Genomic DNA, 12,873 nt, shown 5'->3' on the forward strand with positions numbered 1-12,873 from the left:
AGAAAATCATTATGTACAATTTTAAAAACGATTATGCCGAAGGCGCCCATCCGAATATTCTGAATCGCTTGCTTGCCAGCAATTTAGAGCAACACGAAGGCTACGGAGCTGATTTTTACAGTATTAAAGCCAAAGAAATCCTACGCGGCTTGATCCAAAACAAATCCGCCGCCATCCACTTTCTAAGCGGCGGCACACAAACCAACCGTTTGGCCATGACTGCTTTTTTACGTCCGCACGAAGCAGTTATTTCTCCTTCAAGCGGTCATATTGCAACTAACGAAGCCGGAGCCATCGAAGCAAGCGGCCATAAAGTCATTACCGCCCTGGCGGAACACGGAAAGCTTACTGTTTCAGCCATCGAAGCCGTTGTGAAAAATCACAGCCTCGCTCCGCATATGGTAAAACCGAAGCTGGTATATATTTCGCAGGCAACCGAAGTTGGTACGGTTTATAACTTGGCCGAATTAGAGGCTCTCTCAAATTATTGCCGTAATCATGGCTTATATTTTTACATCGATGGTGCACGTTTGGGGAGCGCCATAATGGCGGAAGGGTGCGATGTTACACTGCCCGACTTAGCCCGCCTGACCGATGCTTTCTATATCGGAGCCACTAAAAACGGCGGCTTGCTCGGTGAAGCCATGGTAATTGCCAACCCTGATTTGCAAAATGATTTTGATTATATCGTCAAACAAAACGGCGCTTTGCTTTCCAAAGGCCGTTTACTGGGTATCCAATATTTCGAACTTTTTTCAGACGGCCTTTATTTCGAGTTGGCTCGTCATGCCAATACAATGGCTGCTAAAATTACGGCTGCTTTACGCGGAAAAGGTTATAATTTTTTAACAGATTCCACTACCAATCAAATATTTCCGATTCTTCCCTATAGTTTGATTGAAAAACTGAAAAGTGATTTTGATTTTTATATTTGGCAAGCAATTGATAACAACCATGCAGCGATACGCTTGATTACTTCGTGGGCAACACCTGAAAGTGCAGTCGATCAGTTTGTTGCGGCATTAGAATAAATTGCTGTCAAAAATATATTTTCAGGCCGTCTGAAATACTTTTTCAGACGGCCTTTACGTTTTCAAGTCATTAAGCCGTACGATTTTCCGTTATAATTCCCAACTCCATTATTAATCATATCTTTGCTTATGCCGTCTTACCGGCCTATCCGTACCTACCGGCGCTGGTGGCGTTACAAAGCCCACCGTCATGATGCAACGCTGCCTGCCCATACTGTCGATTGTCCCGAATGCGGGTTGCGTATTGATATTCCACGCCTGCTTCAAGGGCAGGAGGCGCATTGCCCGCGCTGCAGCCATGAAATCGTCGAAGTGGAAAAGAACCCTTATATCGCTCCGCTGGCATATGCGGTAACTTCGCTGATTTTGATGGTATTCGTATACGGCATGATGTTTATAACAGTGTCGTTCAGTAGCGTTACCTCAATATTATCCCTGCCTGCCATGATGAAAATTTTAATTGTGCAGGATTTCGGTTTTCTGGCCGAAGTAATGTTTGTTCTAACCTTCGGAACACCACTGCTGTTTTTACTGCTGTGCTTATATGTTTACACGGCATTGCTGCGTGAAAAAATGTATCCGGCCTTGTTTTATGCTACGCGCACTTTGGTACGGCTGCGCCATTGGATAATGGTAGATGTGTTTTTTATTTCTACATTGGTGGCTTATATCAAACTGACTTCCGTGGCGGAGGTTGAATTCGGCGCGGCATTCTATCTGATGTTTGTTTTGGCCGTAATGCTAATCCGTACTTCGGTATCGATCCCCCAGCATTGGGTGTATTACCGTATCCATAAAATCAGCGGTCGAAACACCATACAAGCTCCGGCAGCCGGTCTTATTTGTTGCAGCCGTTGTTTGTATTTTCGCCAGGCCGATGAAAATACCTGCGGGGTATGCGGCTCGGCACTTTTCAGCCGCCGTCCTAAAAGTCTGAGTGTTTCCCTGGCCTTTTTGCTGGCCGCCACAATATTGTATATTCCTGCCAACCTGCTTCCGATTATGATTTCCTCAAATCCTTTCAATACGGAAATCAGCACCATTATGAGCGGTATTATTTATATGTGGAAAGATGGTGACAAACTTATCGCCGCCATTATTTTCAGTGCCAGTATTTTGGTACCGGGTGCTAAAATAGCTTCCTTGTTTTTTTTACAAATTGCTGCCGCTTCAAGCAAACTGCCCTTATCGGCACATACATTATCGCGGCTTTACCGCATGACGGAGGCAGTTGGGAAATGGTCGATGATTGATATTTTCGTTATCATCATTTTGATGAGCGCGTTTCATACTCCTTTGGCACGCGTCACCCCCGGACCGGCCGCCGCTTATTTCTGCTTGGTGGCCGTGCTGACCATGTTTGCCGCTTACTTTTTCGATCCCCGCCTACTGTGGGATAAAGCCGCCGAAAACAGGCCGTCTGAAATCCCGGATATCTTACATACGCAATATGACTGACACGCCCAACAAAAAAAACTCTGCTACCGTACCTGCCCGCGTCCGTAAAACCAATGTTTTTACTTCGGTGGTTTGGTTGATTCCGCTGATTGCATTGATTACCGGAATTTGGCTTCTGATGCAGAATATCCGTAACACCGGCCCTGAAATTACCCTGCTGATGGATAGCGCAGACGGTATTGAAGTCAACAATACCGTTATCAAAGTGCTAAGTGTAGATGTCGGGCGCGTTACGCGAATCAAGTTGCGTGAAGACCAAAAAGGCGTTGAGGTTACCGCACTGCTCAACGCGGATGCAAAAAACATGATGCGAAAAGATACGCAATTTTGGGTAGTCAAACCGCGTATCGACCAAAGCGGCATTACCGGCCTGAACACTTTGGTATCAGGCTCATATATTGCCTTTACACCCGGTAAAAGCGAAGAAACCCAAGATACCTTTACCGTTCATGATATTCCCCCGATTACCGCCATCGGCCAAGTCGGACTACGTCTGAAACTGGTAGGCAAAAACAATAAAATGCTGAGTGTCGGCAGCCCGGTTTTATACCAAAACTTCACGGTCGGCCAAATCGAAAGCGCTCATTTCGATCCCAAACAGCAAACCGTAAACTACACCATCTTTATCCAAAGTCCCAACGACCATTTGGTTAGCACCGACAGCCGTTTTTGGCTAGACAGCGGTATCAGTGTGGAAGCAACCGGCAGCGGTATTCGGGTGGACTCTGCCCCTCTTCCAGCCCTGCTTTCCGGTGCTATCGCTTTTGATTCCCCTTCGGGCTCCCGAGGTAGCCAAGCCGTTCGCAATGAAGATACTTTTACCATTTATAATGACCGCAACCAAATCGATAACCTACCCGGTTCCCGTGCCCTGTATTACATTACTTTTTTCAAACAAAGTATCCGCGGCTTAAATCCCGGCTCTCCCGTAGAGTATAAAGGTATTAACATAGGCTCCGTAGCAGACGCACCGTATTTTGCTGAAAACGACAGTCTGAAAATCTTTGAAAACGGCTGGATTCCGGTACGCATCCGTATCGAGCCGGAACGTTTGGAAATCAACGCCAAACAACAAAGCCGGGAATACTGGCAAACCCAATTTCAGACGGCATTAAGCCGCGGGCTATATGCCACATTGGCCAGCAATAATTTGGTAACCGGGAGTAAAATTATCGAATTGTCGGATAAACCCTCGGATACGCCTGTATTACGCCCCTATCCGAACTACGGTGGCAATACTGTTATTGCCACCCGTGGCGGCGGCTTAGATGAATTGCAAGTACAGCTAAGCAACCTGTTAGAGAAATTTAACCGCTTACCTATCGAAAAAACAGTGGGCGAGCTGAATAGTTCATTAAAAGAGTTACAGCGTACCCTGAATTCGGCCAACAAACTCCTCAGCCAACCGCATACGCAAAATATTCCGCAAGAGCTGAATAAAACATTGGCTGAATTAAGAACCGTATTGGCAGGAGTTTCGCCGCAATCACCGATTTACGCTGATGTCCAAGCTACCTTGCAAAATATCGATAAAACCCTGCAAGAGGCCCGCCCTGTCATCAACACGCTGAAAGAAAAACCGAATGCTCTGATTTTCAACAGTAACCTTAAAGATCCGATACCAAAAGGAAGCCGCTGATGCGCCGATTGCTTTATCTTTTGCTGACTGCCGCCGCCCTCACCGCTTGCAGTACACCACAGCAAACCCGATACTTTACCCTGCCCGACAGCCAATTCAGCCTGCCGGATCAACACGGGCAAGAAATTGCCGTGCAAACCATTTTGGCTGATCCTCTCAATAACGGCGGCTTGGTTTACCAAACTGATGCGCACAGTTTGAACTTCGCCCGCAATCATCTTTGGGCTGCCCCGCTGAATCAAGCTCTGAACGCAAGTTTCAGCAATAAGCTCAACCGTATCGGTAATGCGCGCTATGTATTCGTTCCTGCAGGACGCAGCCAAAGCAGCCTAATTTTGAAAATATATATCGAAGCGTTTCAGGGTACATACCAAGGTAGTACACAAATTAACGGTTATGCGGTTTGGCCCGATGGCCGTAGTCGCAATTTTCAAATTGACACACCTCAGGAACAAGATGGTTATCCGGCTATGATTGAATCACTTGATCGCGGTGTGTATGCTGCTGCCGCCACCATCAGCCGCTAAACTGAAATCAAATAACCCCCTTGCTTATTGTTTGAAGCAAGGGGGTTATTTGATTGATGCCGTCTGAAAGCTTTTATCAACTAATAGTCTTTCGGAGTATAACGTCCGGCCATCGCTTTATAAATCATATTCTCGTATTTTAAAACTTCATAGCGTTGGCTGAGTACATTTTGCTCCGAGCCATACTCACTGTTAAGCGCCTCCAGCCAAGATTTCAATTCGTTTTTACCGTATTGGTAGCGTACTTGGTAATAGCGGCTGTTTTTCTTATCCAAAGCATACCGCCTCTCTAAGTTGGAAAGTGTTTGCAAGCCGGTTTGATAAAGCCGGTAATGGCTATTCACTTCATTTAATGCCGTAGTCAAAGCTTCTTCAAAGCTTAACCGTGCACTTTCAAAATTAGCTTCGGCCGTTTTATCTTCCCATTTCAAAACCTTCCAATTTAGGAACGGTAAATTTATCTGTACCGAGCCGCCTAAAACAGGCACTTTAAACAACGATGAAGCCTTATCTGAGGCAGTGTTTAAAGAAGCTCCTAAAGTAATACTCGGATACCAACTACGCTTTTGTGCTTCCAGACTTCTTAAAGATGACTGTAATCGGTATTCAGCGGCACGCAAATCCGGACGGTTGGCTAAAACTGTAATCGGCACATTTAAATCAACATTTCCCACTTTTTTAGGTAGGCGGTAATGTTCTGAGGTTACAACCGGATTTTCCGACGGCTTTAGGTTCAATAGGTTTCGTAAGGTAGTTTCAAGATTTTCACGGCTGCTTTTTAAATTTAACAAAGTACTTTGAAGGGTCAATAAAGATTGTTCGGATTGATTAGGTTCGGCAGAAGAAACTTTCCCATACCGGTATTTGGCACGCACAATTCTATCAATGTCTTGGTATTGGTTAACTGATTTTTGCGTAAGCGCAATCGCTTCATTCAAATAAGCGATATTAAAATAAGCATCGGCGACATTATTAATCAGAGTAAGACGTGCTGCGGCCAAATCTTTACGGCCTGCCTGATATTCCCAAACTTGTGCGTCAGTCTGAGCACTGAGCTTCTTCCATAAATCCAGTTCATAACTTAATCCCATCTGGCTGCTGAAACTATTACTACTCGAACCGCCTGTCTTAAGATTTTTAGAAGCAGAAGCGCCTAATGATGAGTTAAACGATGGGGTAAGGTTCGCACCGATAATATTTGCTTGATACAGTGCTTTATTGACATTCAATGCTGCCTGACGCAAGTTGATATTATTTTGCAGAGCTTGGTTAATAAGGCTGTTTAAGGATTCGTCTTGGTAAATCTGCCACCAATCGCCGTTGACATCATAACTTTCGGTAGTTTGTTTTGCCGACAATACTTGGCCGCTTGATTCTAATGTCAGCGGTTCTGCTACTTTATGGGTAGCACAAGCACTTAGTGCCAAAGCAGCCGCTACGATAGAGGCCGTCTGAAAAATATTTTTTCGATTCATTTAATTTTCCGCACCTGATAAGAATACTCAGAATTCAAACCGGATAGTTACTTTAAAGCTAATGGCTTAGTCATGGGCTAATGCATCTATCGGATTAAGTTGGGAAGCACGCTTAGCAGGCATAAAGCCAAATATGATACCGATAACAGTTGAGCAAGTTACCGCTGCAATAATCGATACGGTAGAAAACGACATAGCAAAATTGGTCGTGAAATGATTGAACACAATACTTATTAAAACCGAAAACAATATGCCTGCCAAACCGCCGATCAGACAGATTAATACGGCTTCAATCAAAAATTGCTGCAATATATTGAATTGCCGGGCGCCGATTGCCATACGGACACCGATTTCTTTTGTGCGTTCGGTTACCGATACCAACATGATGTTCATCACACCTATACCACCAACCAATAATGAAATCAAAGCAATACTGGAAATTAAAAGAGTGAGTGTATTAGTAGTACTTTCAATAGTTTGCTTGATGCTGTCGATATTATTCATGAAGAAATCTTCTTTTCCATGGCGTGCAGTCAATAGCTCTGTCAGACTTTTTTCAGCTGCTTTAGAGTTAACATTGTCTTTTACTTTCACCGAAATCGAACTGATGTGACGCGCACCGGTAATTTGCTGCATAACCGTTGTGTAAGGGGCCCAAAGCTGTAGCTGGTCATTTGAACCGAAACTTGAATCTTCATTCATTGCGACACCAATTACACGTAACGGGCGCTTTTTAAATAATATCGTTTTCCCCAAAGCATTCTCACCCGACCGGAATAATTGCTTTTGGGTATTTTCATCTATCACAACAACTTGATTACTACCTTTAACATCGGCTAAATCGTAAAAGCGCCCTTCTTTCAGCTTTATGCCTTGAACATTAAAATACTGCTCCCCCGCACCGTAAAGCTGGGCCGTGAGTGCTATATTGCGGTAAGTTAACGTCCCTCCCCCCGAAGTCATCGGAGTAGCACTTTCAATATAGCTTTGCTTACTGATAACATTCGCATCGCTTACGGTTAAAGTTTTTACCCGACTGGACCTACGATCGCCAAAGCCTTTACCCGGGTAAATCGTGATGGTATTGGTACCCATCGCATTAATGTCTTTTAATATTTTTTCTTGTGAACCGCGTCCTAAAGCAACAACCGAAACTACCGAGGCAATACCAATAATGATGCCTAGCATAGTCAGTAGCGAGCGCATTTTATGAGCCAAGATAGCCTGCACAGACATCCGGAAAGATTCTGCAAACTGATCTTTATAAAAAGACCATGAGCGATTTTCATGTACACTCTGCACAGCTACGGCAGTAATATCAGTATTTTTACTGATATCGGAAATAATTTCACCATCACGGATTTCAATGACACGATTAGCGTTTGCTGCGATATTGGGATCATGCGTAACTAAAATAACCGTATGCCCTTGTGCATGCAATTGATGGATGATTTCCATCACATTGGCTCCGCTTTCGGTATCCAATGCACCGGTAGGTTCGTCTGCAAGAATAATTTCCCCGCCATTCATCAACGCACGGGCAATACTGACACGCTGTTGTTGGCCGCCTGAAAGCTCGCTGGGTTTATTATTCTCTTTTCCAGCCAATCCCAAATCACTCAGCAAACCATCGGCACGACGACTGCGTTCTTCGTAATCCAAACCAGCATATACGGCAGGCAAAGCGACATTTTCACGCGCGCTTAGCGAGCTCAATAAGTTATAGCGTTGAAAAATAAAACCAAATCGCTTTCGGCGCAAGCCCGCCAATTCATCGGCGGTCATGGCTGAGGTTTCTATACCGTCTACTTTGTAAGAGCCGGAAGAGGCAACATCCAAGCACCCTAATATATTCATGAGTGTCGATTTGCCCGAACCCGACTGACCTATAATTGCAACAAAGTCGCCTTTCTCGATATTGAGATTAATGTTTTTCAGCACATGAACACGGTTATCTCCGCTGCCGAAATAGCGGTTAATATTTTTACATTCGATTAAACTCATGGCGGCACCGTTTACATAGGCGGGCGGCCCATGCCGCGCGATGTATTTTTTTCATCTGCCGATACTTCGGAAACGATAACCTTTTCACCCTCTTTCAAACCCGACTTGATTTCGGTAGACATACCATCGCTTAACCCGACAACTACTTCGCGCTCCTGCGGTCGGTTTTGCTCTCCCAACACACGCACAACCGCTTTTCCATGGTTGTATTTCACCGCTAAAGTCGGTACTGCTAATACTTGTTTAACTGAATTAACCACAATAGAATTTTCAGTAGTCATACCGATATAAAGAGAGTGGTCTTCATTTGGCACATATGCCCGTGCATAATAGTAGATTGCGGAGTCCGTAGTATCGGTACTTTTGGTATAGCTGCCTTTCGACATGGTTGTCAGTCCCGGATCTACCGAATCCAATACCCCTTTTCGTACTCTATCGGGCTGAGCCAGTGTCGTAAACGTTAAAGATGAGCCTGCTTTAACTTTATCTACATCACCTTCGGCCACTTGCATTTTATTAAGCATTTTGGTCAAGTCGGCAATTTGTACAATAGTCGGAGCCGATTGGTTTGAATTGACCGTTTGGCCCTCTTCTACCACGATCGAAACCACGGTGCCGCTCATAGGTGCTTTAATACGCGTATGCCCTAAATCAGCCTCGGCCGTATTGATAGAGATTTGAGTTTGCCGAATAGCTGATTTGATTTCCGCAATATTGGCTTTAGCTGCGGCCAAAGCATCCTGTACACTTTCCAATTCTTCTTTCGAAGTTGCATTTTCCGCCCATAAAGCCTGTTCGCGTTTATATTTATTTTCAGCGGATTTCAAGGCAATTTGAGCCGATACCAGCTTGGCTTGATAAGTTTCCAACTGTGCTTTGTGCGTACTCAAGGTATTTTTTTGAGTAGTGGAATCGATGTCCGCAATCAAATCGCCTTTTTTTACCTGTTGCCCGACTTTTACATATAACTTGTTGATTTGACCGGTCGACTGCGCCCCTACATCAACTAGTTGAGCAGCAGAAATTTCACCCGTAGCACTTACAGTTTGCTCAATATCGGTACGCTTGACGTCTTCAGTTAAATAAGTGATTTCATTTTTGGGTTTTAACCACCACCATGCACCAGCGGCAATTACTGTTAAAAAAGCTAAAATAATTAACCATTTGATTGGCTTTTTCATAAATCACAAAGTCCATAATTCGAGAATATTCAAAGATATATTTTTTATCCGGTTTCAAATCATCAGGCCGTCTGAAACTTTATAACATACTAAAATCCAAACAGACTAATAATAAATTAGCCGCAAGTTTACTGGAGTTCATAATGCCAGCCAAGCGCAAAGTAGCAGAAAATATTATTTAATGCATTGATATTTAAAATATTATTCCAAATATCTTTACAAATAGAACGCAACTATTTTACAAAATTGCATATTATTTAGTGAAAATATTAACAAATATCGCGCTCGTCGCATTTATGCAACGCTCAGATAAAGTTGCACTAAATTTACAATAAAGTAAGCTACAATTTACATTTTAAATATATTATTGATGCCTAATGACATCGGCATTATCTATTTCTTATGAAACAATACCAAAAAGGCTTCACCCTAATTGAAATGATGATTGTGGTAGTCGTATTAGCCATCCTCGCCACAATAGCCTACCCCTCATATCAGAAATATATACGCGATACGCGCTTAGAAAGTGCTCGTGCCGACTTGTTGCATAATGCCCAATTAATGGAGCGTTATTATGCGCAACATGCCCGTTATCCTACTGATAAAGACAATATTGCCTTACAACAGAACAAATATTTTTCCATTTCGTTGGAGACTCCGAATAATAAGAATCAATGTACTAATAATTCTCCTGAAAATTGTGGCTTTATGTTGAAGGCAAGCTATAAAGATGAATATAAAAGTAAGGAAGATGGGGATCTCTCAATTATTCTAACAGAAAGTGGTACCCTTGTTTGTGAGGGTCCTTCTAATAATTTAAAATGCTCTAGCCGTTAATTTTACGCTGACAATAAAATTACATTGTCATTTTTAAAATTGAAAGGCATAATAACAAAAGTTATTAAATTAACTTGGAGTTATTATGCTCTTTAATATGAATAGCCGTGGTTTTACCATCATACAAATCATTTTTGTTATTCTTATTATCAGTATTATTACCATGGTGGCGCTCCCCACCTATCAGCAGCATACCCGTAAAGCCCGAATAGAAAGAGCTCGTGCAGCTCTACTGGAAAATGCCCACTATTTAGAACGCTTTTACTCACGTCATAGTACATTTAAACAGACTTCAACCACATGGCCTAACTTACCGGTTACCCATACCCAATATTTTTGTATTCGCCCACAAGGCAATGCCAGAGGCGCGCTGGATGATAAATTTATGTTGAAAGCCGTAGCTTACAATAAGCAAGATGAACCACGCATAATCAAAATTAATGAGTCACTTACCACATATATCTGCGAAACCTCTTCATCTACCTGCTCGGATAAAAATACATTTTTCACAGGTGGCAGCCGCGTAGATAAAAACTGTAAACTGTACCAATAATATAATCTGCCCGTTCTTGTTCGGTGGTAATTTAAGATAATGGTAAAATACTGTACTCTGTAATCCGTTAAATAACATGCTACTCAGATAGCGATTGTATTGTATGCATGCGGCTACTGCGTTACACTTACGCTTTGTATCATACATTATCAGTTTCAATGAACCATATTGCCATCTTGTTTTGCCTAATCCTCGCCATACTATTCGGTATCTGTGTTGAACGCTTTCTTGCCAAAGACAGATGTTTGGATAACGGAGGCAAATACCATAACAGTATTTGCTTTACCAATAAGCCACTTCCCTCAGGAAATTAAAATATGTCTGAAAAAATCCGCCTAATTATCGATACCGATCCCGGTCAAGACGATGCAGCGGCCATTCTGATGGCTCATGGCTTGGCCAAACGCGGTTTAATTGATTTTATGGCTCTAACCGTAGTTGCCGGTAATGTCGGTTTACACCATACCAGTACCAATGCCCGCATTATCTGTGATTGGGCTGGTGAAAAAAACTTCCCCGTTTATGCCGGAGCATCAAAGCCGTTATTGCGATCATTGGTTACTGCCGAAGAGGTACACGGGAAAACCGGGTTGGATGGAACGGAACTACATGTGCCTACCTGTCCGCTCCAACCTATTCACGCAGTTCCCTACCTCATCGATACGCTGCGAAAAGCTGATGATTCAAGCATTACTATCTGCCCAATAGGTCCGCTAACAAATATTGCCCAAGCTTTAAGCTTGGCTCCCGATATTGCCCGCGCCATCAAACAGATTGTATTGATGGGCGGTAATTATTTTGAAGCCGGTAACATTACCCCTGCGGCAGAATTTAATTTCTATGTCGATCCCCATGCCGCGCAAATCGTGTTGCAAAGCGGAGTTCCGATTGTTGTTTTACCTTTAGATGTTACACATAAAGCTACTATTACTACCCCCCGCATGGATATTCTGCGTAAACAGGATAATACCAATGGTATGCGATTAGCCAATATTTTGCAGAGCTATGAGCGTTTTGATACCCAGAAATTCGGCTTGGAGGGAGGCCCTCTGCATGACCCATGCGCCATCACTTATGCCGTATTCCCCGAGTTTTTCAGTGGTCGAGACTGTCATGTTGACATAGAAACACAAAGCGAACTCACAATGGGCGCATGCGTGGTAGACTGGTGGGGGACAACCGGTAAACCTGCCAACGTTCACTGGGTAACCGAAGTAAATGCCAATAAGATGTTCCACGAATTGGCCGAATCAATCAAACAACTTCCCTAATATTAATTATCAGGCCGTCTGAAGAAAATATTTTCAGACGGCCTTTTAAAATTTTATGAATATATCCAATCATTTAAAACCAGGTTTGACCGTTGCTTTAATTACTAAAAATGAAGCGGCCAACTTAGATGCTTGTTTACAAAGCCTATCAGACTTAACCGATAAAATCATTATTATTGATTCCGGCAGCACAGATGCTACTGCCGAGATTGCAAAGCGTTATCATGCAAGCTTCTATCAATATGCAGACTGGCCCGGATTCGGCTCCCAACGTAACCGTGCCCATCAATATATCCAAACTGAATGGGTGTTGTGGTTGGATGCTGACGAGCGTTTAACGAACGAATTACAGCAAAGCATCCGTGATGCCGTACTGAATACTCCGGCTGATGGTCATACCGCATTTGAATTTAACCGTCTCAGTAATACTTTCGGAGCATTTATCCGGCATTGCGGATGGTATCCCGATTGGGTCGTTCGTCTTTATCCTACTGCCTATGCCCGTTATAGTAATGATTTGGTACATGAAAAAGTAATCCTGCCTGCGCATACCCAAATAAAAAAATTAAAGGGAGATGCCCTACACTATACCTATACAACATTAGAACAATTTTTAGCAAAGCAGAATTTATATAGTAAAATCTGGGCCGAACAACGCCTCGCAGAAGGTAAAACATCATCTTTAGGCCAAGCTTTACTGCATGGCGCCGCAAGTTTTATCAAAATGTATATTTTGAAAGCGGGATTTTTAGACGGCAAACATGGTTTGTTATTATCCGTATTATCCGCACAATCTGCATTCAATAAATATGCAGCATTATGGTTAGCACGCAAATCATAATTTTTTCAATGAAACAAGCCGTCTGAAAATTTTTTCAGACGGCTTGTTTTTTGACC

At 43.1% G+C, this 12,873-nt stretch carries 11 protein-coding genes; 8 read left to right on the forward strand and 3 right to left on the reverse strand.

What is annotated here, in order from left to right; genetic code table 11:
* Positions 1-11 precede the first annotated feature (11 nt).
* From ACEPPX_RS00615 to ACEPPX_RS00630, 4 genes are all read left to right on the forward strand, one after another.
* Positions 12-1,031: a threonine aldolase family protein gene (locus ACEPPX_RS00615; RefSeq protein WP_416622520.1), complete on the forward strand. Its 1,020-nt coding sequence runs from the start codon at positions 12-14 to the stop codon at positions 1,029-1,031.
* Between the two features lie 129 nt (positions 1,032-1,160).
* Positions 1,161-2,489 (forward strand): paraquat-inducible protein A, encoded by a 1,329-nt coding sequence (locus ACEPPX_RS00620; RefSeq protein WP_416622521.1) that lies wholly within the window; start codon positions 1,161-1,163, stop codon positions 2,487-2,489.
* Positions 2,482-4,128: an intermembrane transport protein PqiB gene (pqiB, locus tag ACEPPX_RS00625; protein ID WP_416622522.1), complete on the forward strand. Its 1,647-nt coding sequence runs from the start codon at positions 2,482-2,484 to the stop codon at positions 4,126-4,128. Before ACEPPX_RS00620 ends, pqiB begins: the two co-directional genes overlap by 8 nt.
* Complete coding sequence (locus tag ACEPPX_RS00630) at positions 4,128-4,655, forward strand: PqiC family protein (protein ID WP_416622523.1); 528 nt, start codon at positions 4,128-4,130, stop codon at positions 4,653-4,655. Before pqiB ends, ACEPPX_RS00630 begins: the two co-directional genes overlap by 1 nt.
* Before the next feature lie 80 nt (positions 4,656-4,735).
* Here the strand turns inward: ACEPPX_RS00630 and ACEPPX_RS00635 are convergent, their stop codons facing one another.
* The 3 genes from ACEPPX_RS00635 to ACEPPX_RS00645 all read right to left on the reverse strand — a co-directional run bounded on the left by ACEPPX_RS00635 (position 4,736) and on the right by ACEPPX_RS00645 (position 9,315).
* Entirely contained in the window at positions 4,736-6,130 is a 1,395-nt protein-coding gene (locus ACEPPX_RS00635) for a TolC family protein (protein ID WP_416622524.1), read from the reverse strand.
* Positions 6,131-6,196: 66 nt separating this feature from the next.
* Positions 6,197-8,134, reverse strand: a complete 1,938-nt coding sequence (locus ACEPPX_RS00640) for a MacB family efflux pump subunit (protein ID WP_416622525.1) — start codon at positions 8,132-8,134, stop codon at positions 6,197-6,199.
* Positions 8,135-8,145: 11 nt separating this feature from the next.
* Positions 8,146-9,315 (reverse strand): efflux RND transporter periplasmic adaptor subunit, encoded by a 1,170-nt coding sequence (locus tag ACEPPX_RS00645; protein ID WP_416622526.1) that lies wholly within the window; start codon positions 9,313-9,315, stop codon positions 8,146-8,148.
* A gap of 402 nt (positions 9,316-9,717) precedes the next feature.
* Between ACEPPX_RS00645 and ACEPPX_RS00650 the strand changes: the two genes are divergently transcribed.
* The 4 genes from ACEPPX_RS00650 to ACEPPX_RS00665 all read left to right on the forward strand — a co-directional run bounded on the left by ACEPPX_RS00650 (position 9,718) and on the right by ACEPPX_RS00665 (position 12,817).
* Positions 9,718-10,152 (forward strand): type IV pilin protein, encoded by a 435-nt coding sequence (locus ACEPPX_RS00650; protein ID WP_416622527.1) that lies wholly within the window; start codon positions 9,718-9,720, stop codon positions 10,150-10,152.
* 85 nt (positions 10,153-10,237) lie between these two features.
* On the forward strand, positions 10,238-10,705 hold the full coding sequence (locus ACEPPX_RS00655) for a type IV pilin protein (RefSeq protein ID WP_416622528.1): 468 nt from the start codon (positions 10,238-10,240) through the stop codon (positions 10,703-10,705).
* Between the two features lie 317 nt (positions 10,706-11,022).
* Complete coding sequence (locus ACEPPX_RS00660; protein ID WP_047760114.1) at positions 11,023-11,976, forward strand: nucleoside hydrolase; 954 nt, start codon at positions 11,023-11,025, stop codon at positions 11,974-11,976.
* A gap of 55 nt (positions 11,977-12,031) precedes the next feature.
* Positions 12,032-12,817: a glycosyltransferase family 2 protein gene (locus ACEPPX_RS00665; protein WP_416622529.1), complete on the forward strand. Its 786-nt coding sequence runs from the start codon at positions 12,032-12,034 to the stop codon at positions 12,815-12,817.
* Positions 12,818-12,873: the final 56 nt, after the last annotated feature.

This window comes from Neisseria sp. S1 (genome assembly GCF_048060015.1).
Classification (GTDB): domain Bacteria; phylum Pseudomonadota; class Gammaproteobacteria; order Burkholderiales; family Neisseriaceae; genus Neisseria; species Neisseria arctica.